The sequence below is a fragment of the Streptomyces sp. NPDC057424 genome, assembly GCF_042803315.1.
GTDB lineage: Bacteria > Actinomycetota > Actinomycetes > Streptomycetales > Streptomycetaceae > Streptomyces.
The window spans coordinates 1-24,618 of the sequence record NZ_JBHVCP010000075.1 but is presented as its reverse complement, the minus strand read 5'-3'; the positions used below and the strand labels follow the sequence as shown (position 1 = coordinate 24,618).

25 protein-coding genes are annotated in these 24,618 nt (G+C 72.0%); 15 read left to right on the top strand and 10 right to left on the bottom strand.

The window, feature by feature from the left end:
* Position 1: 1 nt before the first annotated feature.
* Positions 2 to 232 carry a DUF4287 domain-containing protein gene (locus tag ACFU3E_RS34825; protein ID WP_059424410.1) on the bottom strand — a complete coding sequence of 77 codons (231 nt, stop codon included), beginning with the start codon at positions 230 to 232 and terminating at the stop codon, positions 2 to 4.
* Positions 233 to 333: 101 nt separating this feature from the next.
* Between ACFU3E_RS34825 and ACFU3E_RS34820 the strand changes: the two genes are divergently transcribed.
* Positions 334 to 645 carry a hypothetical protein gene (locus ACFU3E_RS34820; RefSeq protein ID WP_384167638.1) on the top strand — a complete coding sequence of 104 codons (312 nt, stop codon included), beginning with the start codon at positions 334 to 336 and terminating at the stop codon, positions 643 to 645.
* Between the two features lie 16 nt (positions 646 to 661).
* On the opposite strand, the gene ACFU3E_RS34815 is transcribed toward ACFU3E_RS34820, so the two are convergent.
* The 3 genes from ACFU3E_RS34815 to ACFU3E_RS34805 all read right to left on the bottom strand — a co-directional run bounded on the left by ACFU3E_RS34815 (position 662) and on the right by ACFU3E_RS34805 (position 4,092).
* Entirely contained in the window at positions 662 to 1,444 is a 783-nt protein-coding gene (locus ACFU3E_RS34815) for a hypothetical protein (protein ID WP_384167636.1), read from the bottom strand.
* Between the two features lie 271 nt (positions 1,445 to 1,715).
* Entirely contained in the window at positions 1,716 to 2,936 is a 1,221-nt protein-coding gene (locus ACFU3E_RS34810) for an acetyl-CoA C-acetyltransferase (protein WP_384167634.1), read from the bottom strand.
* A 130-nt stretch (positions 2,937 to 3,066) separates the two neighbouring features.
* Positions 3,067 to 4,092 carry an SGNH/GDSL hydrolase family protein gene (locus tag ACFU3E_RS34805; protein ID WP_384167632.1) on the bottom strand — a complete coding sequence of 342 codons (1,026 nt, stop codon included), beginning with the start codon at positions 4,090 to 4,092 and terminating at the stop codon, positions 3,067 to 3,069.
* 156 nt (positions 4,093 to 4,248) lie between these two features.
* On the opposite strand from ACFU3E_RS34805, the gene ACFU3E_RS34800 reads away from it, so the two are divergent.
* Positions 4,249 to 5,637, top strand: a complete 1,389-nt coding sequence (locus ACFU3E_RS34800) for a cystathionine beta-synthase (protein ID WP_384167630.1) — start codon at positions 4,249 to 4,251, stop codon at positions 5,635 to 5,637.
* A 387-nt stretch (positions 5,638 to 6,024) separates the two neighbouring features.
* The gene (locus ACFU3E_RS34795) at positions 6,025 to 6,459 is read left to right on the top strand and encodes a DUF6924 domain-containing protein (RefSeq protein WP_384167628.1); all 435 of its coding nucleotides are present in this window, start codon (positions 6,025 to 6,027) and stop codon (positions 6,457 to 6,459) included.
* Between the two features lie 320 nt (positions 6,460 to 6,779).
* On the opposite strand, the gene ACFU3E_RS34790 is transcribed toward ACFU3E_RS34795, so the two are convergent.
* Together ACFU3E_RS34790 and ACFU3E_RS34785 are read right to left on the bottom strand one after the other, a co-directional pair.
* Positions 6,780 to 7,205, bottom strand: a complete 426-nt coding sequence (locus ACFU3E_RS34790; protein ID WP_384167655.1) for a hypothetical protein — start codon at positions 7,203 to 7,205, stop codon at positions 6,780 to 6,782.
* Between the two features lie 161 nt (positions 7,206 to 7,366).
* On the bottom strand, positions 7,367 to 7,570 hold the full coding sequence (locus ACFU3E_RS34785; RefSeq protein ID WP_384167626.1) for a hypothetical protein: 204 nt from the start codon (positions 7,568 to 7,570) through the stop codon (positions 7,367 to 7,369).
* Positions 7,571 to 7,906: 336 nt separating this feature from the next.
* Here ACFU3E_RS34785 and ACFU3E_RS34780 point away from each other — a divergent pair, with 336 nt between their 5' ends.
* Positions 7,907 to 9,832, top strand: coding sequence for an NAD-binding protein (locus ACFU3E_RS34780; RefSeq protein ID WP_384167652.1), 1,926 nt, complete (start codon positions 7,907 to 7,909; stop codon positions 9,830 to 9,832).
* An 80-nt stretch (positions 9,833 to 9,912) separates the two neighbouring features.
* Here ACFU3E_RS34780 and ACFU3E_RS34775 read toward each other — a convergent pair whose 3' ends face one another.
* Both ACFU3E_RS34775 and ACFU3E_RS34770 read right to left on the bottom strand, forming a co-directional pair.
* Positions 9,913 to 10,278, bottom strand: a complete 366-nt coding sequence (locus ACFU3E_RS34775) for a hypothetical protein (RefSeq protein WP_384167623.1) — start codon at positions 10,276 to 10,278, stop codon at positions 9,913 to 9,915.
* 34 nt (positions 10,279 to 10,312) lie between these two features.
* Entirely contained in the window at positions 10,313 to 10,435 is a 123-nt protein-coding gene (locus tag ACFU3E_RS34770) for a hypothetical protein (RefSeq protein ID WP_384167620.1), read from the bottom strand.
* 168 nt (positions 10,436 to 10,603) lie between these two features.
* Here ACFU3E_RS34770 and ACFU3E_RS34765 point away from each other — a divergent pair, with 168 nt between their 5' ends.
* The 3 genes from ACFU3E_RS34765 (at position 10,604) to ACFU3E_RS34755 (ending at position 13,518) form a co-directional block, all read left to right on the top strand.
* Positions 10,604 to 11,857 carry a cation:proton antiporter gene (locus tag ACFU3E_RS34765; RefSeq protein WP_384167617.1) on the top strand — a complete coding sequence of 418 codons (1,254 nt, stop codon included), beginning with the start codon at positions 10,604 to 10,606 and terminating at the stop codon, positions 11,855 to 11,857.
* Between the two features lie 144 nt (positions 11,858 to 12,001).
* Positions 12,002 to 12,844 (top strand): MurR/RpiR family transcriptional regulator, encoded by an 843-nt coding sequence (locus ACFU3E_RS34760; RefSeq protein ID WP_384167614.1) that lies wholly within the window; start codon positions 12,002 to 12,004, stop codon positions 12,842 to 12,844.
* Between the two features lie 89 nt (positions 12,845 to 12,933).
* Complete coding sequence (locus tag ACFU3E_RS34755) at positions 12,934 to 13,518, top strand: hypothetical protein (RefSeq protein WP_384167611.1); 585 nt, start codon at positions 12,934 to 12,936, stop codon at positions 13,516 to 13,518.
* A 71-nt stretch (positions 13,519 to 13,589) separates the two neighbouring features.
* Here ACFU3E_RS34755 and ACFU3E_RS34750 read toward each other — a convergent pair whose 3' ends face one another.
* Positions 13,590 to 14,963: a diaminopimelate decarboxylase gene (locus tag ACFU3E_RS34750; protein WP_384167608.1), complete on the bottom strand. Its 1,374-nt coding sequence runs from the start codon at positions 14,961 to 14,963 to the stop codon at positions 13,590 to 13,592.
* A gap of 136 nt (positions 14,964 to 15,099) precedes the next feature.
* On the opposite strand from ACFU3E_RS34750, the gene hutU reads away from it, so the two are divergent.
* The 5 genes from hutU (at position 15,100) to ACFU3E_RS34725 (ending at position 21,053) form a co-directional block, all read left to right on the top strand.
* Complete coding sequence (hutU, locus tag ACFU3E_RS34745; protein ID WP_384167605.1) at positions 15,100 to 16,818, top strand: urocanate hydratase; 1,719 nt, start codon at positions 15,100 to 15,102, stop codon at positions 16,816 to 16,818.
* Complete coding sequence (locus tag ACFU3E_RS34740) at positions 16,815 to 18,032, top strand: allantoate amidohydrolase (protein ID WP_384167601.1); 1,218 nt, start codon at positions 16,815 to 16,817, stop codon at positions 18,030 to 18,032. Before hutU ends, ACFU3E_RS34740 begins: the two co-directional genes overlap by 4 nt.
* A complete protein-coding gene (locus ACFU3E_RS34735; protein WP_384167598.1) occupies positions 18,023 to 19,375 on the top strand; it encodes a formimidoylglutamate deiminase in 1,353 nt (450 codons plus the stop codon). Before ACFU3E_RS34740 ends, ACFU3E_RS34735 begins: the two co-directional genes overlap by 10 nt.
* Entirely contained in the window at positions 19,372 to 20,667 is a 1,296-nt protein-coding gene (gene hutI / locus ACFU3E_RS34730) for an imidazolonepropionase (RefSeq protein ID WP_384167595.1), read from the top strand. The genes ACFU3E_RS34735 and hutI overlap by 4 nt, the downstream gene beginning before the upstream one ends.
* A gap of 65 nt (positions 20,668 to 20,732) precedes the next feature.
* A complete protein-coding gene (locus ACFU3E_RS34725) occupies positions 20,733 to 21,053 on the top strand; it encodes a hypothetical protein (protein WP_384167592.1) in 321 nt (106 codons plus the stop codon).
* 96 nt (positions 21,054 to 21,149) lie between these two features.
* On the opposite strand, the gene ACFU3E_RS34720 is transcribed toward ACFU3E_RS34725, so the two are convergent.
* Complete coding sequence (locus ACFU3E_RS34720) at positions 21,150 to 22,076, bottom strand: RNA polymerase sigma factor SigF (RefSeq protein WP_384167589.1); 927 nt, start codon at positions 22,074 to 22,076, stop codon at positions 21,150 to 21,152.
* Positions 22,077 to 22,314: 238 nt separating this feature from the next.
* Here ACFU3E_RS34720 and ACFU3E_RS34715 point away from each other — a divergent pair, with 238 nt between their 5' ends.
* The 3 genes from ACFU3E_RS34715 to ACFU3E_RS34705 all read left to right on the top strand — a co-directional run bounded on the left by ACFU3E_RS34715 (position 22,315) and on the right by ACFU3E_RS34705 (position 24,560).
* Positions 22,315 to 22,692 (top strand): STAS domain-containing protein, encoded by a 378-nt coding sequence (locus ACFU3E_RS34715; protein WP_031102780.1) that lies wholly within the window; start codon positions 22,315 to 22,317, stop codon positions 22,690 to 22,692.
* 243 nt (positions 22,693 to 22,935) lie between these two features.
* Positions 22,936 to 23,490 carry an ATP-binding protein gene (locus tag ACFU3E_RS34710; RefSeq protein WP_384167586.1) on the top strand — a complete coding sequence of 185 codons (555 nt, stop codon included), beginning with the start codon at positions 22,936 to 22,938 and terminating at the stop codon, positions 23,488 to 23,490.
* Positions 23,491 to 23,858: 368 nt separating this feature from the next.
* The gene (locus tag ACFU3E_RS34705) at positions 23,859 to 24,560 is read left to right on the top strand and encodes an LPXTG cell wall anchor domain-containing protein (RefSeq protein ID WP_384167583.1); all 702 of its coding nucleotides are present in this window, start codon (positions 23,859 to 23,861) and stop codon (positions 24,558 to 24,560) included.
* Positions 24,561 to 24,618: the final 58 nt, after the last annotated feature.

Here is a 24,618-nt window from a genome sequence, read left to right as displayed (position 1 = left end):
CCTAGAGCAGTTTGCGCGCGGCCCTCCTCAGGTCGTACTCGTGGATGATCGCCTTGGCGTGGCCGTAGGCGAGATTGTGTTCGTGCCGGAGCCAGCTGACCTTTTCCTCGAAGCGGAAGAGCGCCGGGCCTTCTTCGACGGTGCGCAACCAGTCGGAGATCTCACGACCGGTGCAGTGGGGGATGCGGGCGAGCATGTTGCGATGGGTCTCTTCGGAGAAGACTTGGGACATCGGCGCCTCCGGACGCTGGGATGTAAGCCGGTCCTTCAGGTCACCGTGCCTGAGTGTTCGCCCGTTGGCAACAGTCCCGGTGCGACGCGTACGCTCGCGGCGTGGTTGATACGACGCCTCTGACCCGTGCGGTGGAGCACTTCGCCGATCGTTTGAGGGCCGCGCCCCAGAGCCGGCTGCAGCGGGGTGCTGCCGCCGAGGCTCTCGGGCTGGCCCGGGAGCTGGCCCGCAGGGCGCAGGAGTTGGAGGAGCCGGGGGTGCAACCCCGGGAGATGCCGGACGCCGGCATGTTTGCTGCCGCAGACCAGATCACCGTGGCCGGGCATGATCTGGCGGTCGTGGTCCCGAGCGATGCCGACGTCCAGGAAGCGGTGACGTGGGTGGAGGAGGCGCAGAAGCGGGCGGGGGTGTAGCGCCGTCCCCGCGCCCCTACAGGGACGCGATGACCCGGTCGGCCAGGATGTAGACGTTCTCCTCGCCGCATTCGAACGTGAGGGTGTAGGCGCCCGAGATGCCGGAGCCGCCCAGGAGGGTCGGGGTCACGCCGGTGCGGAGGGCGGTGGCGAGGCGATCCGCGGTCTCGCGGTGGCCCGGGGTCATGCACAGGGTCGTGCCGTCGGCGAAGACGTAGACGTCCAGGGTGCCCAGGGGGCCGGGGCGGACGTCCGTCAGTTCGACGCCGGAGGAGGCCAGCTCCTCCAGGGTGGCGACGGTGCGCTCGTGGTCGTTCACGACCGGCGACTGCGCCGGCACGAAGTCCGGGTGGGAGGGATGGCGGCGGCGGGCCGCGGCCAGCTCCGGGGACTCCCCGGACGGCTCCTCGGCGTCCGCGGCGGGCTCGGACACCGGCTCCAGACCCGCGAAATCGGCCTGGCGGGGCAGGAACAGATCGGTCTCGGGCAGGCCCAGCAGAGAGGGCGCGTCGGAGGCGTCACGAGCCTCCTGGGCTGCCCAGAACGCCCGCGCCTCGGCGAGCTCCCGCTCCCGCTCCTCGGCGAGCGCAGCCGCCACCGCGGCACGTATCTCTTCGGTGTCGGCAGTGGTGCGAGCGGCGGGCAGCAGCGCACGGGTGGTGGCGGCGCGGCTCTCGGCCAGTGCGGTGTGCAGGGCCGCGACCTGTCGGCGCAGCTGCAGGACGGTGCGCAGGACGGCGACGCCCACGGCGCCCGTGGCGGCCGTGGTGACCAGCAACGCGATCGGCATGGCGCTCACTGACGTACTCCCGGTTCAAAGTCGACCCCCGACTTCCTACATCAGCTTGAAGGGCGGACTAACCAGCTGTCAGTGCGTAACGTCACGAAACGGACAGGGCTTCGGTGTCGGGGGAGGGGGTGTGCCTGCTGTGACCTGGTGTTCTCCCTGGTGGAGGGAGATAGGTCACATCCTGGGGGAGATTGGATCACAAAACAGCCCAGAACCCTGGTGTTTCAGGGTTCTGGGCCGAAGGCTCACAGCGGGTGCTATGGCGGCTACGGTGCGCCGCTCAGCTGAGGCGCTCGATGACCATGGCCATGCCCTGGCCGCCGCCGACGCACATCGTCTCCAGGCCGAACTGCTTGTCGTGGAACTGCAGGGAGTTGATGAGCGTGGTGGTGATGCGGGCGCCGGTCATGCCGAAGGGGTGGCCGACGGCGATGGCGCCGCCGTTGACGTTCAGCTTCTCCAGCGGGATGCCCAGGTCGCGGTAGGAGGGGATCACCTGGGCGGCGAACGCCTCGTTGATCTCGACCAGGTCGATGTCGTCGATGGTCAGCCCGGCCCGCCGCAGGGCCTGGTTGCTCGCCTCCACCGGGCCGAGGCCCATGATCTCGGGCGAGAGGCCGGAGACGCCGGTCGACACGATCCGGGCGAGCGGGGTGAGACCGAGCTCGCGGGCCTTGGTGTCGGACATGATCACGAGGGCCGCGGCGCCGTCGTTCAGCGGGCAGCAGTTGGCGGCGGTGACCATGCCGTCGGGGCGGAAGACCGGCTTGAGGCCCTGCACGCCCTCCAGGGTGACGCCGGCGCGGGGGCCGTCGTCCTTGGAGACGACCGTGCCGTCGGGGAGGGTGACCGGGGTGATCTCGCGCTCCCAGAAGCCGTTCTTGATGGCCTCCTCGGCGAGGTTCTGCGAGCGGACGCCGAACTCGTCCATGTCCTGGCGGGTGACGCCCTTGGCGCGGGCCAGGTTCTCGGCGGTCTGGCCCATCGCGATGTACGGGTCGGGCAGCAGGCCGTCCTCGCGCGGGTCGTGCCAGGTCGAGCCCTCGGACTGGGCGGTGGCGACCGTGCGGGCCTCGGCGTCGGCGAAGAGCGGGTTGTGCGTGTCGGGCAGGCCGTCGGAGCTGCCCTTCGCGTAGCGGGAGACCGTCTCCACGCCCGCCGAGATGAAGACGTCTCCCTCGCCGGCCTTGATGGCGTGCAGGGCCATGCGGGAGGTCTGCAGGGAGGAGGAGCAGTACCGGGTGACGGTGCAGCCCGGCAGGTGGTCCATCCCCATCTGCACGGCCACGATCCGGCCGAGGTTGTGGCCCTGCTCGCCGCCGGGCAGGCCGCAGCCGAGCATCAGGTCGTCGATGTCCCTCGGGTCCAGCTCGGGGACCTTGGCCAGGGCGGCCTGGACGATCGTGGCGGTCAGGTCGTCCGGGCGGAGGTCCTTGAGGGAGCCCTTGACGGCGCGGCCGATGGGGGAGCGGGCGGCTGAGACGATCACGGCTTCGGGCATCACGGCTCCATTGACGTACCGAGTGGTCTGGCAGGGCTGACTGGGAAGTTACCCGTACGTATGGGCTGGGTCACGGGTGTCGCGGTGTGACCCTGGCCGCAGTTTCCAAGCGCTTGCTTTGTGGTGCTCCTCAGTTCGAAGGGGTCGCGGGCGCCGGTTCCTGCTCGGGGACCCGCCGGCGCCGCCGGCGCTTCAGCAGCGCCCACGGGCCCCGCGGCCCGCTCGGCATCGCCGCCGCGACCTCCGTGCCCGCCTCCGAGGCGGCCTCCGCCGCCGCCCGCGCCACCGGCAGGAAGCCCTCGCGGCGGGAGGCGTCCGGGCGCTCCTCCTCGGCGGGCCACAGGCCAAGGGAGGCGCAGACGGTCGGCAGCACCGCCATCGCCGCCGTCGCGTAGCCCTCGGCGGAAGGGTGGTAGCTGTCCGGGCCGAACAGCTCGCGCGGGTTCTCGGCGAACTCGGGGCCCAGCAGGTCGCCCAGCGACACGGTACGGCCGCCCTGCTCCACGACTCCGATCGTCTGGGCGGCCGCCAGCTGGCGTGAGGACCGCCGGGCCAGCCAGCGCAAGGGCTGCCGGACCGGTTCGATCGTGCCGAGGTCGGGGCAGGTGCCGACCACGACCTCCGCGCCGGCCGTGCGCAGCCGGCGGACCGCCGAGGCCAGATGGCGGACCGAGCGGGTCGGGGGCATGCGGTGGGTGACGTCGTTCGCGCCGACCATGATCACGCAGATGTCGGGCACGGGGTCGGGAGCGGCCAGCACCAGGGCCACCTGGCGGTCCAGGTCGTCCGAACAGGCGCCCGGGGTCGCCACCGTGCGCAGCTCCACCGGGCGCTCCGCCAGCGCCGCGAGCCCCGACGCCAGCAGCGCCCCCGGCGTCTGCCCACCCCGGTGCACGCCCTGGCCCGCGGCCGTGGAGTCGCCCAGCATCGTCAGCCTCAGCGGTGCCTCGGCCGGACCGGCGTACGTACGGCCGTACAGCCCGTCCGCCTGCGGCACGTGCGGTGACGTGCCGTTGCCCACCCGGCGCCGCGCCAGCTGCACCTCCGCCAGCACCAGTCCCACGGTGGCCGCTCCGGCCAGACCGATCCCGCCGCCGCCATAAGCCGCGCCGGCCGCGATCCGCCGGGCCACCCTCGCCCTCGACATGCTCGTCATGCGTCGCCGCCACCTCCTCGAACCCGTACACCCAGTGCTTGCCCCGTACCGCCCGTCGCCCAATCTCAACAGGGAGTGAACGACCGTCACGGACCACCGCAAGGTCATAGGCTGGCGGCACCACTCAGACCACTTCTGCGGCATCCGGAGACAACGGTGCAGTTCCACGACTCGATGATCAGCCTCGTCGGCAACACCCCGCTGGTGAAGCTCAACAGCGTGACCAAGGGCATCAGGGCGACCGTCCTGGCCAAGGTGGAGTACTTCAACCCCGGCGGCTCGGTGAAGGACCGCATCGCCCTGCGCATGATCGAGGCGGCGGAGGAGAGCGGCGCGCTCGAGCCCGGCGGCACGATCGTCGAGCCGACCAGCGGCAACACCGGCGTCGGCCTCGCCATCGTCGCCCAGCAGAAGGGGTACAAGTGCATCTTCGTGTGCCCCGACAAGGTGAGCACCGACAAGATCAACGTGCTGCGCGCGTACGGCGCCGAGGTCGTTGTCTGCCCGACGGCCGTCGACCCCGAGCACCCGGACTCCTATTACAACGTCTCCGACCGCCTGGTCCGTGAGACCCCCGGTGCCTGGAAGCCCGACCAGTACTCCAACCCCCACAACCCGCTCTCCCACTACCACTCGACCGGCCCCGAGCTGTGGGAGCAGACGGAGGGGAAGATCACCCACTTCGTGGCGGGCGTGGGCACCGGCGGCACCATCTCCGGGACCGGCCGCTATCTGAAGGAGATCAGCGACGGCGAGGTCAAGGTCGTCGGCGCGGACCCCGAGGGCTCCGTCTACTCCGGCGGCTCCGGCCGGCCCTACCTCGTCGAGGGCGTCGGTGAGGACTTCTGGCCGACCGCCTACGACCGGACCGTCGCGGACGAGATCGTCGCCGTGTCCGACAAGGACTCCTTCCAGATGACCCGCCGTCTCGCCAAGGAGGAGGGCCTGCTCGTCGGCGGCTCCTGCGGCATGGCGGTCGTGGCCGCGCTGGAGGTCGCCGAGCGGCTCGGTCCGGACGACGTCGTGGTGGTCCTGCTGCCGGACAGCGGCCGCGGCTACCTCAGCAAGATCTTCAACGACGAGTGGATGGCCGACTACGGCTTCCTGGAGGACGCGGGCCCCAGCGCCCGCGTCGGCGACGTCCTGAACGACAAGGAGGGCGACCGCATGCCCTCCCTCGTCCACATGCACCCGGAGGAGACGGTCGGTCAGGCCATCGACGTGCTGCGCGAGTACGGCGTCTCCCAGATGCCGGTCGTCAAGCCGGGCGCCGGCCACCCCGACGTGATGGCTGCCGAGGTCGTCGGCTCGGTCGTGGAGCGAGAGCTGCTGGACGCGCTGTTCAGCAAGAGCGCCTCGCTCGACGACCCGCTGGAGAAGCACATGTCCGGCCCGCTGCCCCAGGTCGGCTCCGGCGAACCCGTCGCCGACCTGATGGCCGTGCTGGGCAAGGCGGACGCGGCGATCGTCCTCGTCGAGGGCAAGCCGACCGGTGTGGTCAGCCGGCAGGACCTGCTGTCGTTCCTCGCCCGCACGGGGAAGTGACGGCCAACCTCTGGTGAACTGCCCGTGAACCGGGTGAACTTGCGGCGTCCGTGATCTTCGCGGACGCCGCGGAACCGGTACGCGGGTGTCACGTCCGCGCAGCACCCGCTTAACACGCGTCCTGCACATTGGTGGGTGTCGGCAGGGCGGGAGCGGCTCCCCGCCCCGGCCGGCGCCGAACGGCGTCAAACGGACCTCCGGAGCGGCTCCCGGACCTCCACGGACGCCACGGACGCGCAAGCCCGGCCTGACCGGGCCCGCGTCCTTCGCGGGGACCGCCGTCGTCCCGCCCCCCGTTCACGGGGGTGCGGCGGTCCCCGCGCAGTTTCCTTCCCGCCGCTCGGGGGCGCGGAGTTGAGTGTCAGCGCCGGATGGCAGGATCCCCGCATGCCTCTGCCTCTGCCTCTGCCTCAGCCCGACGACCTGACCACGCTCGTCCTGCGCACCGACTTCGGCGACGAAGCGGCCTGGGAGGCACTGTGTGCCGCTCTCGACGGGGCCGGCGCGTTTCCGTGCGCGACCCGCGTCAGCGATCCCCGTTTCACCGGCGTCGGCCTCCAGGCGCTGCTCGCCGAGGAGTCGGCAGCCGATGAGGACGAGCGGGTCTGCGAGGTCTTCCTCGCCGACGCGACGACCCTGGCCGGCCCGGAGCACCCGCTCCTGGCCGTGGACCTCTTCACGGAACCGGGGCGGACCTTTCGCGTCCCGGTCCGCTGGTACCCGGAGATATCCGCCAACCTGAGCATCGCCAACATGGACTTCGCCGAGTACGCCGACGCCGCGGACTCCTCAGGCACGTTCCGGGGCTTCGGGGACGACTGAGGACCAGATCCCCAGGCGACGCCAGGCGATCCGCCGTCTCCGAGCCCGGTTCGGGCGTGCGGGCGACGTCGTCCGGTCCGCGGCCGCTGGGACGGTGAGGGCCACGCAGGGAGGGCCGGCCTGGCCGCGACCGGGTGCCGGAGGAGCTCCACGCCGTGGCCGCAGGACGTGACCGGGTGGTCGTCCCACGGCCCGCGGAACTCCTCGCCGGCCCGGGTGAGTCCGGCGACGGGTCCCCGAGCCGACCGCGACGGGTCCATCCGCGGCAGATCGTCGCGCTCCCGACCCGGCAGGTCTCACACGGGCCCGGACGGGGGCGCTCAGTCCTCCCAGCCGCTGTCCTGGGAGGACTTGTGGCGGCGGCCGAACAGATTCGGGTTGGTGCGGGCCGCCTGGACGATGTTGACGCCGACGATGCCCGCCCAGGCGACGAGCAGGCCGGGCAGGTGCGCCACGCCCCCGCCGATCGCGGACAGCGGCACCGCGAGGACCAGGGAGACGATTCCGAAGCCGAACCGCTCACCCCAGGAGTCCGTGGCCCTCGGCGACCGGGAGTCCCGGGCCGTCTGCATCTGCTGTTCGGCGAACTGCCTGCGCACCCGGCGCTCCACCGCGCCGTCGATCCGCTGGTCGACCTTTTCCAGGAACGAGTCGACCAGCGCCGACTCGTACTCCTCGCCCAGATCCCTGCGTGCGTGCAGGGTGGCGTCGAGTTCCTTCTTCAGGTCGGTGTCCCGCGCGTCCATTCCCGTCATGCCGTCCACGGTAGAAAGCGCCGCCGCCGTCCGCACTGGGGTTAGCCCCCGTGTTCCCCCAGGGGGTTTCCGGACGTACGGCCGGGAGCCGCAGGCGGGCCGGGCGCTGGGCCGGGACCACAACCGCAGGCCCTGAAACGGTCCTGCCGGCCTCAGCCGATCTGGATCTCCCGGTTCGCCTCGGCCGTCGGCGTGGCTGTGCCCTGCGCTGCGCCGTGGCGCTGTGTGAGGCCCTCCAGCAGCTCGGCGAGGTCGACGCCCGTGGAGATGACGCGCGTCGGAGGTGCCGGTGCGAGGGCGAACGACAGGGCAAGGAGGACGGCCCCCGTAGTGCCGAGCCCGAGAAACCAGGCCATCCGAGCACACTGCCTCTCCTTGCCCTCCCCCGTTGTCACAGACATCGTCACACGCGGTCATCGGTCGGGGCATTGCCCGGTTCCGGCAATCTCTACGCTGCTTCACTGCCGCGCCCCGCACCGTCGGCGGGCCGGCAGTGCGCAGACCTCCCGACGCTCTATGACGCGCCGTCAGGAACCGGTAGCGTTCCTGGTGGTGTGCCGGGAAGCCTGGTCGGCGATCTTGAGGGACAGACAGAGTGTCTTTGCGCTGCTTGTCAGCCGCCCGACCCGGAGGAGCCGTTCGGCGTGATCACTTTCCCCCAGCCCGCACGTGGCGGGCCGCGTCCTGGGCGCATGATCGTGTGCGGTGACGACGCGCTCGCCGAACGGCTGGCCGCCGAGCTCGCCACGGTGTACCGCGAGCAGGTCACGCTCGTCGTGCCGCCCTCACGACGGTCCGGCGCCGGTGCCGGCCGTACACGCGTCGCGGCGCTGCTCGGCCGGCTGCAGGCCGCGGTGAACCGCACCGTGGACTCGACCGGCCTCGACGACACCGCCACGGCCCACGTCGTCGAGGCCGCGGAACTCGACGAAGCCGCCCTTGCCGAGGCGGGCGTGAGCGAGGCCGCGGCGATGGCGCTGGTCCATGACGACGACGAGACGAACGTCCGCGCCGCCCTGGCCGCCCGTCGTCTCAACCCCCGGCTGCGCCTGGTCATCCGGCTCTACAACCGCAAGCTCGGCCAGCACCTGGAGGACCTTCTCGACCAGGCCGCCACCCTCGCCGTCCCCGGCCTCGACCCCGAAGCGCTGGACACCTCCACCACCGTCCTCTCGGACGCCGACACCGCGGCCCCCGCCCTCGCGGCCACCGCCGTGGCGGGCACCAGCAAGGTCGTCCAGGCCGGCGGCCTGCTGCTGCGCGCCGTGGAACGCACCCCACCCGGCCACGGCCGGGTCGCCGATCCCGGCCTGTGCACCCTCGCCCTGCTGTCCTCGACCACCAACGACCCGGCCGGAGCGGAGGGATCGGACACCAGCGGCCGAGAAGCCCCCGTCCTCCTGCCCGACGACGACACGGTCGCCGCCGCGACCGGACGCGGCACCGTGGTCCTCGAAACCGTCACGCACACCCCCTCCGGCTCCGCAGTGCGACGGCTGGCAGGGCGCGGGCTGCCGCTGGGTTCCCTCTTCTCGCGCCGGCTGCGCTGGTCCCTGACCGGGCTCGTGACCAGCGTCCTCGGCGTGGCCGTCGCGACCTGGCTCACCGCCGGCGATCAACCCGTCGGCCTGCCCGGTCTGCTGCACGCCGCCTACCTCACGTTGCTCGACCTCTTCGCGATCGGCGACCCGGCGCTGGGCGAATCCCCGGTACGCCAAGTGCTCCAGCTGCTCTCCGGCTTGGCCGGTCTGCTGCTGATGCCGGTGCTGCTCGCGGCCGTCCTGGAGGCACTCGGCACCTTCCGCACCGCCTCCGCGCTGCGCCGGCCGCCGCGTGGACTGTCCGGCCACGTCGTCCTGCTCGGCCTCGGCAAGGTCGGCACCCGTGTGCTGGCCCGGCTCCGGGAACTCGGCATTCCCGTGGTGTGCGTGGAAGAGGACCCCGAAGCGCGCGGTGTCCCGCTCGCCCGCCGCCTGCGCGTCCCCACCGTGGTCGGGGACGCCACGCAGGAAGGGGTGCTGGAAGCCGCCAAGATCCACCGCGCGCACGCCCTGCTCGCCCTCACCAGCAGCGACACGACGAATCTGGAAGCAGCTCTGTACGCACGCTCGGTCGAAGCGGACCTGCGGGTGGTGCTGCGGCTCTACGACGACGACTTCGCCACCGTCGTCCACCGCACCCTGCGCACCGCCCACCCACGAGCCCTCACCCGCAGCCGCAGCGTCTCCAGCCTCGCAGCCCCCGCCTTCGCCGGAGCGATGATGGGCCGACAGGTCCTCGGCGCCATACCCGTCGAACGCCGCGTGCTGCTCTTCGCCGCCCTCAACGTCGCCGGGCACCCGCAGCTGGAGGGACGCACCATCGCCGAGTCCTTCCGTCCCGGAGCCTGGCGCGTCCTGGCGCTCGACACGGCGGAACCGGGCGAGCGCCTGCCCGACCTCGCCGCCACACCGGCGCACGAGGGCGTACACCGTCCCGGCGGACTCGTGTGGGACCTCCACCCCGGCTACGTCCTGAGGCCCGAAGACCGCGTGGTCCTCGCCGCGTCCCGCCAGGGACTCGCCGAACTCCTCGGCCGGCATCCGCAGCCCAGGGTGCGAACCACCGGCACCCAGTGAGGAGCCGGCCTCGGCCCGCGCCGGTGAACGGGCGCGGGCGAGCACCCCGACCGTGCACACGGGACCATCACGGTCCTTGTTCACCCCTCGGCGGACCGCCCCAGGCTCTTGATCTTCTCGAACGGGTAGGCACCCACGATCACCACGGCCAGGCCGTGGAGGGCGAGGGCCACAAGTCCCCAGGTGCCGACCGTTCGGGCACCGCCGCTCATGACGACCGTGCCGAGCGGCACCAACGCAGCGAAGCTGAGCACCGCGGCCCCGGTGCACCAGAAGGCCACCAGGTCGTTCGCCCGTTTCCTCAGCTCCGGGTCGGACTTCACCTCCGCAGGGACCTCGTACCCGTCGGACCGGTCACAGACCTTGCCCCGGTACCCGGTGCGCGCGGCCAGCGAACTGGCCACGCCCAGCAGGAGGAAACAGCCGAAGATGAAGATGCAGGCCATGGATGCCCCAGAGTTCGCGCGGTGCCGAGCAACGTCAGCGGATGTACTCGATGATGAAGGCGACCACCATGTCGACGGCCTTGTTCTCGACCCAGCCCGGCAGGAACGTCCGGAGGGCGCCCCCGATCTCGCCCCCGAGGCAGCCGATGACGGACAACCACAGGCGCCGGGCTTCCGCATCCCGGCAGGATTCCGCGCCCTGAGGTTGCCATCAGGGCCCTGTCACAATCCGCTGGCCGGTGTGTAGGGTCGTACGCGGTGTGCCGGGAAGTCGGGTCGGCGATGCGGGGAAGTGATCATTTTCGCTGATCGGGGGTCGTAGTCCGTGGTACTCGTCGCTGTCTTCGGTGCGGCACTGCTGATCGCGGTGCTGCTGTCCGGGCTCGCCGCCCGCACGGTCCTCTCCACCTCCTTTCTCTTCCTGGTCGGCGGGGCGCTGGTCAGCGACGGCTTCCTGGGCCTGATCCACATCACGCCGGACAGCGAGATCGTTTCCACGACGGCGGACTTGGCGCTGTTCGCGGTGCTGTTCACGGACGGGCAGCACGTCTCCTTCGCCAAGCTGCGGGCGAACTGGCGCAACCCGGCCCGCGCGCTGGGGCTGGGGATGCCGCTGGCGTTCGTGTTCATGGCGCTGGTCACGCATTTCCTGGTCGGCCTGGACTGGACGACATCGTTCCTGGTCGGCGCGGTCCTGGCGCCCACTGACCCGGTGTTCGCGTCGGCGATCGTGGGCCGCAAGGAGGTCCCCGCCAAGTTGCGCGAACTGCTCAACGTCGAGAGCGGCATCAACGACGGCCTCGCTCTCCCGATCGTCCTCGTCCTCATCGCGGCAGCCGGCCCGACGGCCGGCTCCGCGGAGGCCTCGCTCGGGAAGATCGCCCTGGAACTCCTCCTCGGTCTCGCCTTCGGTGTCGTGCTGCCCCTGCTCGTCAACGGCCTTGTCCGTTTCCGGCTGCTGGGTGCGGAGCCGAAGCTGCAACCGCTCCTGCCGCTGGCCACCGGCATCATCCTGTACGCGGCCTGCCACCTCACCCACGCCAACCCCTACCTCGCCGCCTTCTCCGCGGGTGCGGTGCTGGCCGCGATCTCCACGGAGGCGAAGGAGGCGTTCGAGCCGCTGGGGGAGGCGCTGGCGGAGCTGGCGAAGTTCGCCGCGCTGCTCGTGTTCGGCGCGCTGCTGACACCGCAGTTGTTCGGTGACCTGTCGCTGGGCGGGTACGCGGCGGTCGTGCTCGCGATCGTGCTGATCCGGCCCGCCTCCATGCTGATCTCCCTGATCGGGACACAGTTCGACCGCCGGGAGAAGCTGACCGCGGCCTGGTTCGGGCCGAAAGGCTTCGCATCGGTCGTCTACGGCCTGCTGGTGCTGCAGTCCGGCATCCCCCAGGCGGAGGAGGCGTACACGCTCATCGCGGTCTGCATCGCGTTCTCGATCATCGCGCACAGTTCCACCGACGTGCCGATCGCTCGCATGTTCGACGTGGAGGATCTGGTCGGCATCCCGGGTGAGGAAGAGGACCCCCGGAAGGCGGATGCGGTGGTGGCCGAACGTCAGGGCTCGGCAGGGGAGGTATAGAGCCCAGCCGCATGAGCAAGAGCGGCTCGGCCTCACCTTCTGCCTGGCCCGGGACCGCGGTGGGCCGTCCTCCGGTCCGGCTTGCCGCTCTGCATATGCTCATGCAGAATCCTCAGCTACTGAATAGGCGAGGGGGAGCATGTCATGAGCGTGACCGACAGCCCTGCCGCGCGGCTGCAGGCGCTCTTCGAGGGCCACCGGCTGACGCCGACCCAGCGGCGCATCGCGCACAGCATGGTGCGGCGCGCCGCCGACGTGCCGTTCCTGTCGAGCGTGGAGCTCGCCGAGCTGGCCGGGGTCAGCCAGCCGTCCGTGACCCGCTTCGCGGTCGCCCTCGGCTTCGACGGCTATCCCGCCCTGCGCCGCCACCTGCGCGAGGTCGCCCCCGCCGAGCCCACCGCGGAGTCCGGGGCGCACAACGAGTACCAGCAGGCCGTCGAGGCCGAGATCGAGAACCTGCGGCACCTGGCGGAGGCACTGGCCGACCCCGGGCCCGTCCAGCGCGCGGGGCGTCTCCTCGCGGCCTCCCGCCCGCTGCTCGTCCTCGGCCTGCGGGCGGCAGCGGCCCAGGCGCACGGCTTCGCCTACTTCGCCGCCAAGGTCCACCCCGACGTACGGCTGCTCGGTGAGGGCGGCACCATGCTCCAGGACCGCATCGACGCCGCCGTCGGGGCCGGCGCGAGCACACTGCTCTGTTTCGCGCTGCCCCGGCACCCCCGCGAGGTCGTCGACACCCTCGCCTACGCCAAGGAGGCCGGGCTGACCGTCGTCACGGTCGCCGACTCCGCCTTCGCACCCGTCGCCAAGGTGTCCGACCTGCTGCTCCCCGCCGCCGTCGGCACCGGTCTGGCCTTCGACACGGCCTGTGCGCCGATGCTGCTCGGCCGGGTCCTGCTGGAGGCCATGTGCGACGACCTGCCCCAGGCCCAGTCCCGCCTGGAGGAGTTCGACACGAAGGCGGCGGCGCGGGGCCTGTTCGTCGACTGACGGCACGCGCGGGACTTCTCAGATTCGTCTCACGTTGCCTCGCTACCGTAGGTCTCCCAAAGGCTTCGGAGACCGGACGGAGGCTTGACGTGACGCGCGGAGCACAGGGACTGGCCCGGGTGGCCGTGGTCGTACGGGCGGGGGCGGCCCCGCTGTGGTGGCTGGGTGTATCGGCGGCGGGCATCGGCCTGCTCGCACCGGGCCTGACCGGACGCCGTATCGGCGTCCTGGCCGGGGCGGCGCTGTTCCTCCTGGCGACGGCGGCGGTCGCCCGCGGACACCGCAAGCGCTACGCGGCCCTGGCCGCCGCCGCGTCCCGTGCGGGCAAGCACGACGTGCTCCAGGACCGCGCGGTCACGGTACGCAACTGGCGCCGGGGCCACCGCTGGTGGCTCCTTCTCGCCTTCCTCGCCGCCCTGGGCAGCTCCTTCGCGGCCCCGGCCGCGGGCGGCATGCTCCTGGCCGGCTGCGGGGCGGGCCTGTGGCTGAAGTCGGCCTGGCTGGGCCGCCGGGAGCAGGCCGACGAGGTGTTGCTGTGGGTCCGCGTGGACTGGCTGCGCGGGGGAGCGGCCCAGCCGGCCGGCAAGCGGGTGAGGGCGTACCGCAGCACGGGCATCGCGGCGGGGGACGCCGCCCCGGGCGGGGCGCGAAGGAAGACGCCGGCACTCGTGTGATCCGGCGGCGGTTCGCTCACCCAGGGGCGCGGGGATGCCCGCGACGACTCGCGACGCACCCGCGGTCGCGACTACGGGAGCTCCCACGACGCTCGCGTCAACGCATCCACCTGCGCCCCACCGGACTCGGCGACCACCTCCGCAACGGTCTGCGCCTTGCGCACCACCGCGAAGCGCCCACCCGGCCCGAACCCGTACACCCCGGGCCGCACCAGCGAGTTGTACCCGTAGTGATGCGCGAAGTAGTACGCCCCGGTGTCCAGCGCCGCGGCGTAGTCCCCCTGCTCCAGCAACGGCATGGACCGCTCCTCGGCCAGCAGATCTCCCGCGAAACAGGCCGGCCCCGCGACGTCCTGCACCACCACCGGCCCCTCCTTCGGCCGCCCCCTCGCATCGTAGGCAAAGATCCGCAACGGCCAGCTCCCCGGCGCGTAGACGGTCCGCGCGGCCACCTGCACCCCGGCATGCGTCACCGCCACCGCCCGCCCGCCGGAGGCCTTCGCGTACTCGACGCGCGCCACCACGGTCCCGTGCTTCGCCAGCAGTGACCGCCCGAACTCGGTGACCAGCCCGTACCGCCCGTCGAGCAGTCCCGGCACCTCCGCGGCCAGCAGCCGCGCGTACTGCGCGTACGTCGGGGTCGTCGCGTCCGACGCGAAGTTCACCGGCAGGCCGCCGCCGATGTCGAGCGTGTCGACCTGCCGCCGCCCGGCCCGCCGGTTGATCTCCTCCGCCAGCGCGTACGTCTCCGCCACGCCCTGTGCCATCAGGGCCAGCGGGACGCCCTGGGAGCCGGTGTGCGCGTGCAGCCGGGTCAGCCACGGCCGGTCCAGATACGCCTGGACGACCCACTCCCGGGCCCCCTCGTCGCGCAGCGCCACTCCGAACTTCGAGGTGGCCGTCGCCGTGGACAACGCCTCGATGGAGCCCCCGCCGACCTGAGGGTTCACCCGGATCCCGAGAGGGGAGCGGCTGTCCTGCGCCCGCACCAGGGCGTCGAGGCGCGCCAGCTCCTGTGGGTTGTCCGCGTTGACGGCGATGCCCAGGGACAGCGCCTCGCGCAGCTCGGCCGGTGTCTTCGCGGGCGAGTCGAGGACCGTCATCGCCGCCGGCACGCCCGCAGCCCGCGCCAGAGCCAGCTCGCCAGGGCTCGCGACCTCCGCTCCGACGCCCTCCTCCCGCAGCAGCCGCAGCACCGGCACCAACGGGGTCGCCTTCACCGCGAAGGCGTGCAGCACCGGCGTGCCCGGCGCCACCACCGCGTCGAACGCCGCCCGCAGCTCAGCCGCCGACTCCCGGATGCCGGTGACGTCCAGCAGCCCGACGATGGGGCTGGCGGGCCCGAGCAGTCCCTGCTCCACGGCGGCCCGCACCGCCTCGTCCCGCCGGGACACCCGCCCGGCCCCGGCGCCGCCGGCCTCTTCCGCCCCGATGTGTGTGCCCATGCATCCAGCCAAACATCCACGGCACCGCCGCGCCGACGCCCCGGCGTATTGACTAGCTATATTCAGACGTCCAGGATGTGAATAGCCACTGCAACAAACCGCCGGGAGCACCACGGCACCCACCAGGAGGCAGACCATGTCAGGACCCCGCCCGCCCGTCTCCCTCCACCACTCTCAAACGAGGCCCTCGGGGCCGCCCCCTGGTCCTGTCCGAGCACCGCGCGGCACGGAACCGAGCGCCCTGGGATGGCCGCAGGAAGCCGCCCTGCGGATGCTGCAGAACAACCTCGACCCGGAGGTCGCCGAGCACCCCGACAAGCTCGTCGTCTACGGCGGCACCGGCAAGGCCGCGCGCGACTGGCGCTCCTTCGACGCGATGGTGCGCACGCTCCAGGGCCTGAAGCAGGACGAGACCATGCTGGTCCAGTCCGGCCGGCCCGTCGGTGTCATGCAGACCCACGAGTGGGCCCCGCGCGTCCTCATCGCCAACTCCAACCTTGTCGGCGACTGGGCCAACTGGGAGGAGTTCCGCCGCCTCGAACAGCTCGGCCTGACCATGTACGGGCAGATGACCGCCGGCTCCTGGATCTACATCGGCACCCAGGGCATCCTCCAGGGCACCTACGAGACCTTCGCCGCCGTCGCCGCGAAGAAGTTCGGCGGGACGCTGGCCGGCACCATCACCCTGACCGCCGGTCTCGGCGGCATGGGCGGTGCCCAGCCGCTCGCCGTGACGATGAACGACGGTGTGGCGATCTGCATCGACTGCGACCCGCGTGCGATCGAGCGGCGCATCGAGCACCGGTACCTCGACGTGAAGGCCGACTCCCTGGACCACGCGCTCCAGCTGGCCACCGAGGCGCGCGACGCCCGCCGCCCCCTCTCCGTCGGCGTCCTCGGCAACGCGGCCGAGCTGGTCCCGCAGCTCCTCGCCATGGGCGCGCCCATCGACATCGTGACCGACCAGACCTCGGCCCACGACCCGCTCGCCTACCTGCCGCTGGGCACCGCCTTCGAGGACATGGCCGACGCCGCCGCCAAGGACCCGGCCGGCTTCACCACCCGGGCCCGCGAGTCCATGGCCCGGCACGTCGAGGCCATGGTCGGCTTCATGGACGCCGGCGCCGAGGTCTTCGACTACGGCAACTCCATCCGCGGCGAGGCCCGACTCGCCGGGTACGACCGGGCCTTCGCCTTCCCCGGCTTCGTCCCCGCCTACATCCGCCCGCTGTTCTGCGAGGGCAAGGGACCCTTCCGCTGGGCCGCCCTGTCCGGTGAGGCCTCCGACATCGCCAAGACCGACAAGGCGATCCTCGACCTCTTCCCGGAGAACGAGTCCCTCGCCCGCTGGATCAAGATGGCCGGCGAACGCGTCCACTTCCAGGGCCTGCCCGCCCGGATCTGCTGGCTCGGCTACGGCGAGCGCGACAAGGCCGGTGAGCGGTTCAACGACATGGTCGCGAGCGGGGAGCTGGCAGCGCCGGTCGTCATCGGCCGCGACCACCTCGACTGCGGTTCCGTCGCGTCCCCCTACCGCGAGACCGAGGCCATGCTCGACGGGTCCGACGCGATCGCCGACTGGCCGCTGCTGAACGCCATGGTGAACGTCGCCTCCGGGGCGTCCTGGGTGTCGATCCACCACGGCGGCGGCGTCGGGATGGGCCGGTCGATCCACGCCGGACAGGTGACGGTGGCCGACGGCACGGCGCTCGCGGGCGAGAAGATCCGCCGGGTGCTCACCAACGACCCCGGCATGGGCGTCATCCGGCACGTCGACGCCGGGTACGACATCGCGGAGTCGGTGGCGGGGGAGCGGGGCGTCCGTGTCCCGATGCGCGAAGGTGACGAGGCGTGAGCTTCCACAGCATGTGGGCGGAGCTGCTCCCGGTCGGCCGCAGCTCCGCATCCGGCGGCTACCGCCGTTTCGCCTGGACGGACGCCGATGCCGACTGCCGGGCATGGTTCGCAGGCCAGGCCCGCTCGCGCGGCCTCGCCTACGAGGTCGACCGGAACGGGAACCAGTGGGCCTGGCTCGGCGACCCCGCCGAGGGGAACGCCGTCGTCACCGGATCGCACCTCGACTCCGTGCCGGACGGCGGAGCCTTCGACGGCCCCCTCGGAGTGGTGTCCGCCTTCGCCGCGCTGGACGAACTGCGCGGCAGGGACGCCCGCTTCACCCGGCCCTTCGGCATCGTGAACTTCGGTGACGAGGAGGGCGCCCGGTTCGGGCTCGCCTGCGTCGGGTCCCGGCTCACCGCCGGGCAGCTCACCCGCGAGCAGGCGCACCGGCTCACCGACGGCGACGGCGTGACTCTTCCGCGCGCCATGGAGGCCGCCGGATACGACCCCGACACCATCGGCGTGGACCCCGAACGTCTCGCCCGCATCGGCGCCTTCGTCGAACTGCACGTCGAGCAGGGCCGGGCCCTCGACCTGTCCGGCGACCGGGTCGGCATCGCCAGCGCGATCTGGCCGCACGGCCGGTGGCGGTTCGACTTCCGGGGCGAGGCCAACCACGCCGGCACCACCCGGCTCGCCGACCGGCACGACCCCATGCTGTCCTACGCCGAGACCGTCCTCGCCGCCCGGCGCGAGGCCGAAGTCGCCGGAGCCGTCGCCACCTTCGGCAAGATCGCCGTGGAGCCCAACGGCGTCAACGCCATCCCCTCCCTCGTGCGCGGCTGGCTGGACTCCCGTGCCGAGGACCAGACGAGCCTCGACACCGTGGTCGGCGGTATCGAGAAGGCAGCACGCCGGTACGCGGACGCGCACGGCGTCGACCTCGACATCGTCCGCGAGTCCTTCACCCCCGTCGTCGAGTTCGACCACGCCCTGCGCGACGAACTCGCCCGCATCCTCGGCACGGACACCGGCCTCACGGTCCCCGTCCTCGGCACCGGCGCGGGACACGACGCCGGGATCCTGTCCGGGAGCATCCCGACCGCCATGCTCTTCGTGCGCAACCCCACCGGCGTCTCCCACTCCCCGGCCGAGTCCGCGAGCGAGGACGACTGCGTGGCCGGGGTACTCGCACTCGCCGACGTACTGGAAGGACTGGCGTGCAGGTGACGACAGCAGCCCCGCGGACGTACTGGCTGGAGCACGCCTGGCTCGGTACCGGCGCCGAGCCGGGCGTGACCGTCGAGGTCGCGGACGGCCGCATCACCGCCGTCCGCACCGGCACCCCCGCCCCGCCCCCCGGCGCCGAGGTCCTGCGCGGGCTCACCCTCCCCGGCCTGGCCAACGCCCACAGCCACGCCTTCCACCGTGCCCTGCGCGGTACCGTCCAGGTCGGCTCCGGCACCTTCTGGACCTGGCGCGAGGTCATGTACGCCACGGCCGCCCGGCTCACCCCGGACAGCTACCACGCCCTCGCCCGCGCCGTGTACGCCGAGATGGCCCTGGCCGGCATCACCGCGGTCGGCGAGTTCCACTACGTCCACCACGCGCCCGGCGGCGCCCCCTACGCCGACCCCAACGCCATGGGCGAAGCCCTCATCGCGGCTGCCGCCGAAGCCGGGATCCGCATCACCCTCCTCGACACCGCCTACCTCTCCTCCGGCTTCGGGCAGCCGCCCACCGACCCCCAGCTCCGCTTCTCCGACGGCACCGCGGACGCCTGGGCCGAACGCTGTTCAGTTCTCAAGGAACGGGATCACGCGCGGATCGGAGCGGCGATCCACTCCGTACGGGCCGTGCCCGCGGACCAGTTGGCGACCGTCGCGCGGTGGGCCGAGGAGCGGCGGGCCCCGCTCCATGTGCACCTGTCGGAACAGACCGCCGAGAACGACGCCTGCCGGGAGGCCCACGGCCGCACCCCGGCCCGGCTGCTCGCCGACCACGGTGTGCTCGGCCCGCGCACCACCGGCGTCCACAACACCCACCTGACGACAGAGGACATCTCCCTCCTCGGCGGCAGCGGCACCGGCACCTGCATGTGCCCGACCACCGAGCGGGACCTCGCCGACGGCATCGGCCCCGCCGTCGCCCTCCAGCAGGCCGGCTCACCGCTCAGTCTCGGCTCCGACAGCCACGCCGTGATCGACCTGCTCGAAGAGGCACGGGCCATGGAGCTGAACGAGCGGCTGCGCACCCGTACCCGGGGTCACTGGACGGCGGCGGCCCTCCTGCGGGCGGCCTCGGCCGACGGCCACGCGGCCCTCGGCTGGGACGAGGCGGGTGTCCTGGAGGCCGGCGCGCTCGCCGACTTCACCACCCTCGCGCTCGACTCGGTCAGGACGGCAGGGCCGCTTCCGCGGCTCGGGGCCGAGACGGCCGTATTCGCCGCGTCGGCAGCAGACGTGTCGCATACGGTCGTGGGAGGGCGGCGGGTCGTACGGGACGGGGTCCACTGCCTCGTGCCGGATGTGCCGCGAGCCCTCGCGGACGCCGTCGAAGTCCTGCGCGGATGACCCCGGGCCTGCCGCCCGCACGGCCCGCCTCCGCCCCCGACCCCGCCCCCACCGCCGACCAGGCCACCAAGGACGCCATGAGCAACGCGACGACCGTCAGCCCCGCCCACTCCGCGAGCACCGCAAGCACGCTCATCACCAACATCGCAGCCCTGGTCACCAACGACCCCTCCTCCGGTGACGGTTCCCCCCTGGGACTGGTCCGGGACGCGGCCGTCGTCATCGAGGGCGACCGCATCGTGTGGACCGGTGATCACAGCAAAGCACCCGCCACTGACAACCGGGTCGACGCGGGCGGCCGGGCGGTCCTGCCCGGCTTCGTGGACTCCCACTCCCACCTCGTCTTCGCGGGCGACCGGACGCAGGAGTTCAACGCCCGGATGTCCGGGCGGCCGTACGGCGCGGGCGGCATCCGCACCACCGTCGCGGCCACGCGGGCGGCGAGCGACGAGGAACTCGAGGCCAACCTCACCCGTTACCTCCGCGAGGCCCTGCGCCAGGGCACCACCACCTTCGAGACCAAGTCCGGCTACGGCCTGACCGTCGCGGACGAGGCCCGGGCCCTGCGCATCGCCGCCGCCCACACCGACGAGGTCACCTACCTCGGCGCCCACATCGTCGCGCCGGAGCACACGGAGGACCCGGCGTCCTACGTCGCCCTCGTCACCGGCGAGATGCTCGACGCCTGCGCCCCGTACGCCCGCTGGATCGACGTGTTCTGCGAGAAGGGCGCCTTCGACGGCGACCAGGCCCGCGCCGTCCTCACCGCCGGCAGGGCCAGGGGCCTGCACCCCCGCATCCACGCCAACCAGCTGTCCTACGGCCCCGGCGTACAGCTCGCTGTCGAGCTCGACGCGGCCAGTGCCGACCACTGCACCCACCTCACGGACGCGGACGTGGACGCCCTGGCGAACAGCCGTACCGTCGCCACCCTGCTGCCCGGCGCAGAGTTCTCCACGCGGGCCGCCTGGCCGGACGCGCGGCGGCTGCTGGACGCGGGCGTCACGGTCGCGCTGTCCACGGACTGCAACCCCGGCTCGTCCTTCACCTCGTCCGTGCCGTTCTGTGTCGCGCTGGCGGTACGGGAGATGGGGATGACCCCTGACGAGGCCGTGTGGTCGGCGACGGCGGGCGGGGCGGCGGCCCTGCGGCGCACCGACATCGGCCGTCTGACGCCGGGCGCGTACGCGGACCTGACGCTCCTCGACGCCCCGAGCCACGTCCACCTGGCCTACCGCCCCGGCGTCCCGCTGGTCAGCGGGGTGTGGCGGCGCGGAGCGCGGGTGGTGTGATCATCGCACCCGCGACAATGTGCTGTGGCGCCGGCGGACGACCGGCATTCCGGGGGGTGGGGACGATGGCGAAGCACTGGTCGGTGCCACTTGTGGTGAACGTGCTGCTCGGAATACCGGGCGTGGTGCCGTTCTGGCTGCTGTGGTACCTCGCGGTGAACTGGCCGCTCGCCGAGCTCGGCTGGACCGTGCGGGAGCCCACCGAGAACGACGGCATGGCCCTCTGGCTCGTGATCGTCGTCCCCGTCGTCACGCTGTACGGCCTGGTCTGGTGGCTCGCCAACCGGCCGCTCCGGCGCCGGACGGCACTCGCTCCGCACGCCTACTGGCTGCTGAGCCTGACGGCCCCGCTCCTCCCGACGGCCGCGCTGGCCCTCAACTCCTGAGGCACCGCCGGAACCTCTGACCGGCCACCGGTGGCACGCGCCTGGGGGCGGGCCGTCCGGCCCGCCCCCGAAGGACACGTTCACCCGGGTCGAGGATCACTCCTCGACGGTCAGCCCCTTGCGCAGTCGTACCAGCGTCCGCGACAGCAGACGCGAGACGTGCATCTGCGAGATGCCGAGCTCTTCGCCGATCTCCGACTGGGTCATGCCCGCGACGAAGCGCAGGGACAGGATCTTCCTGTCGCGCGGCGGGAGTTCGGCGATCAGCGGCTTCAACGACTCGACGTACTCGATGCCTTCGAGCCCGTGGTCCTCGTAGCCGATGCGGTCCGCGAGCGCGCCCTCGGAGTCGTCCTCCTCCGGCTGGGCGTCCAGCGAGGAGGCGGTGTAGGCGTTCGACGCGGCCATGCCCTCGACGACCTCGTCGTTGGAGATGCCGAGGCGTTCGGCCAGCTCGGCCACCGTCGGGGCGCGGTCCAGCTTCTGGGCCAGCTCGTCACCGGCCTTGGCCAGGTCGAGCCGCAGCTCCTGAAGCCGCCGCGGAACGCGCACGGACCACGAGGTGTCGCGGAAGAAGCGCTTGATCTCGCCGACGATGGTCGGCATCGCGAACGTGGGGAACTCCACACCGCGGGACAGCTCGAAGCGGTCGATCGCCTTGATCAGGCCGATGGTGCCGACCTGGATGATGTCCTCCATCGGCTCGCTGCGGGAGCGGAACCGGGAGGCGGCGAACTTGACCAGCGCGAGGTTCAGCTCGACGAGCGTGTTGCGGACGTACGAGTACTCGTGGGTCCCTTCCTCCAGCGTCTCCAGACGCTCGAAGAGGGTCTTGGACAGGGCACGGGCGTCGACCGCGCCGACTTCCTCGTACGGGGGGATGTCCGGAAGTCCGACGAGGACATCGTCCTGTGTGACGAGCATCTCGTCCTGCTCGATGGGATCTCGATGTTCCGGAAGGGGTGTCGACGTCGCTTTCTGGGTACGCGATGCGTCGAGCCGGGGTGACATGATGTCCTCCATCGTTCTCGGCATATGGCTGCCGGAGCCGTTAGGTGCACTGCGGTGTGCGGCGCCTCCAAAGCCGGCCGTGTCGGTTACGTGTCCTTACTAGGCCTACCCGCTTTCCCGAGCCCACCGCAAGTGCGTTCTGTGGGCATATGTCCGTTTGTGTGCAGTTGTTCGGGTGTCGGACCGTGCTGGGAAGGCGTAGTGTTCGAGGGCGTCAGCAACCACCTCGACGTCGGGAGAGAGAGACGGCATGGACCGCGGGACGGTCGGCAGCGCACAGTCTGGCCGGCTTCTGGTGGAGGTGCGGGAAGAGGGCTCTAGTGCCGTCGTGACTCCGGCGGGTGAGTTGGATCACCACACCGCCGATCTGTTGCGTGAGCCACTCGAGGACTGCCTCGCCAAGGGATTCAAGCGCCTGGTCATCGATTGCGCGCGCCTGGAGTTCTGCGACTCCACGGGGCTCAACGTGCTCCTCGGGGCGCGGCTGAAGGCGGAGGCCGCCGGTGGCGGCGTCTCGCTCGCCGGTATGCAGCCGGTGGTGGCGCGCGTATTCGAGATCACGGGTGCGGATGCGGTCTTCAGCGTCCATGACTCGCTCGAGGCGGCCCTGGCCGACGAGTCGGGCTGACCGGCGGTGTGTCGCTGCGCGGGGCCTCGGGCATCCCTCTGTGACCGGTGTCCCAGTGCTGTCACGACTTTCGTGCCGAATACATGGGTGTTCCGTCGGTCCGCCAGGGCAGGAGACATCCTGAACCTGTCGGTCACCGGGGTGGCGGGGGCGCCGCGAAACCGAGGTGCCGCGCGCTGCGTGACTGACGGTGGAGTGGTTTTTTTGAATCGTGAACTGGTGAATCGGTGAGGTGAAGCGCTGATGAGCACCACCCGGCCTTACCCGCCGGGCGACCGCGGGCCGGAGCCCAGCGGCGCTTCCGGGGCGTCCGAGAGTGGCGTAGCGGCGGCCGGTGCGTCCGGCGAGGGCGTGGGTGCGCCGTCCGGGGCCGCGCCGCCGCCGGGGGGTCCGCAGGTGCGCCGGCTGAGCTTCGGCGACGAGAGCGGCGTGGTTCCGCTGGCCCGCGACTTCGCCCGCCAGGCGCTGTACGCGTGGGGCTGGCTGCCCGCCGCCTCCGCCGATCAGCGGGCCGCCGCCGAGGACGTGCTGCTGGTCGTCTCCGAGCTGGTCACCAACGCCTGCCTGCACGCCGAGGGGCCGGACCAGCTGCGGATCACCTGCGACAACAAGGTGATCCGCGTCGAGGTCACGGACCGCGGAACCGGCCAGCCCGCCCCCCGCACCCCGCACCGTGCGGGACGCCCGGGCGGTCACGGCATGTTCATCGTCCAGCGCCTGTGCCTGGACTGGGGCGTCGTCCGTACCCCGGGGGTCTCCGGCAAGACGGTGTGGGCGGAACTGGGCGCACCCGCGTGATGGCGGGCGTACCCGTCTGATCCCGGGGGTGCGCATTCGTTCCCGGGCGTACCCGCCTGATCCCGGGGGTGCGCATCCGATTCCGGGCGGTACCCGCCTGACCCCGGGTCCACGTGTCCGATCTCGGGCGTTCCCGTCGGATGCCTCGCGTACGTGCCCGAGTCCCGGCCCGTGGGGATGCCGGAACGCGTCCGAACGGGTGACCGCCCCTCACGAGCCCCTCGCCCCGACTCCGCTCATGCGTCACTCGCCGCCCTGCCGGACCGCCACGGATCCGGCGCGCGCTGTGTCTTCCTTCCTCAAGGCCCCGGGCGTACCTTGACGGCCCTATCTGATACGTCGTCAGGAACAGGAAGGGGAGCGGCACCGTGTCGTACCGGAAACGAACCGCCGCGCTCGCGTCCGCCGCGGCCCTGGCCGGCTCGGCGGTGTGGATGGCCGCCCCCGCCGCCCGGGCCGAGGTCGTCGACGTCAACTACCAGTGCAAGACGCCGATCGGCGACAAGAGTGCCGTCTCGCCCATCGACATCAAGGGCGTCAAGAGCGGCAGCGGCTACCGGATCACCATGTCCTGGCAGAAGGGCGTCTCCTCCAGCCCGGTCGAACTGGGCAAAGGCGCGATGACGCCGAGCGCCACCATCGCCCTGGGCGGCGCCGACAGCGGCACCCTGTCGGTGACCGGCCCGGCCAACGGCGCCGCGATCCTGGCCAACACACCCATCAAGATCAGCGACCTGAGCGGCACGTACACGCCGAAGAAGAGCGGCGAGGTCACCTTCACGGCCGGTGTGCTCACCATCAAGGCGCTCGGCACGACGACCACGTGCACCCCGACGAACGACCCGGGCCCGTCCCTCACCCTCGACGTCACGGCCGCGAGCAGCGGCGGCACCACCGGCTCCGCCCAGGGCGGCGGCTCCGGCGCGGACGCCGGTGCCGGACTTCCGCGGACCGGGCCCGAGGACTCGGCCGTCGCCCTCGGCACCCTCGGTGGCACGGTCCTGCTCGCGGGAGCGGCAGGTGCCTTGTGGCTGACCCGGCGTCACCAGGGGGCACGGGCGGGCCGTTGACCCAGGGCCTGTCGTTTGGATCAGACCGCGGACGCGGGGTCTGGCACGCGCCTCTGCC

Coding starts and splice junctions, on each gene's coding strand:
- ACFU3E_RS34795 (WP_384167628.1), top strand. CDS start 6,025: ATGCCTCTGCCTCTGCCTCTGCCTCAGCCCGACGACCTGACCACGCTC.
- ACFU3E_RS34810 (WP_384167634.1), bottom strand. CDS start 2,936: ATGCCCGAAGCCGTGATCGTCTCAGCCGCCCGCTCCCCCATCGGCCGC.
- ACFU3E_RS34790 (WP_384167655.1), bottom strand. CDS start 7,205: ATGGACGCGCGGGACACCGACCTGAAGAAGGAACTCGACGCCACCCTG.
- ACFU3E_RS34825 (WP_059424410.1), bottom strand. CDS start 232: ATGTCCCAAGTCTTCTCCGAAGAGACCCATCGCAACATGCTCGCCCGC.
- ACFU3E_RS34715 (WP_031102780.1), top strand. CDS start 22,315: ATGGACCGCGGGACGGTCGGCAGCGCACAGTCTGGCCGGCTTCTGGTG.
- ACFU3E_RS34720 (WP_384167589.1), bottom strand. CDS start 22,076: ATGGAGGACATCATGTCACCCCGGCTCGACGCATCGCGTACCCAGAAA.
- hutU (WP_384167605.1), top strand. CDS start 15,100: ATGTCAGGACCCCGCCCGCCCGTCTCCCTCCACCACTCTCAAACGAGG.
- ACFU3E_RS34775 (WP_384167623.1), bottom strand. CDS start 10,278: ATGGCCTGCATCTTCATCTTCGGCTGTTTCCTCCTGCTGGGCGTGGCC.
- ACFU3E_RS34725 (WP_384167592.1), top strand. CDS start 20,733: ATGGCGAAGCACTGGTCGGTGCCACTTGTGGTGAACGTGCTGCTCGGA.
- ACFU3E_RS34780 (WP_384167652.1), top strand. CDS start 7,907: ATGATCGTGTGCGGTGACGACGCGCTCGCCGAACGGCTGGCCGCCGAG.
- ACFU3E_RS34785 (WP_384167626.1), bottom strand. CDS start 7,570: ATGGCCTGGTTTCTCGGGCTCGGCACTACGGGGGCCGTCCTCCTTGCC.
- ACFU3E_RS34805 (WP_384167632.1), bottom strand. CDS start 4,092: ATGACGAGCATGTCGAGGGCGAGGGTGGCCCGGCGGATCGCGGCCGGC.
- ACFU3E_RS34750 (WP_384167608.1), bottom strand. CDS start 14,963: ATGGGCACACACATCGGGGCGGAAGAGGCCGGCGGCGCCGGGGCCGGG.
- ACFU3E_RS34710 (WP_384167586.1), top strand. CDS start 22,936: ATGAGCACCACCCGGCCTTACCCGCCGGGCGACCGCGGGCCGGAGCCC.
- ACFU3E_RS34760 (WP_384167614.1), top strand. CDS start 12,002: ATGAGCGTGACCGACAGCCCTGCCGCGCGGCTGCAGGCGCTCTTCGAG.
- hutI (WP_384167595.1), top strand. CDS start 19,372: ATGACCCCGGGCCTGCCGCCCGCACGGCCCGCCTCCGCCCCCGACCCC.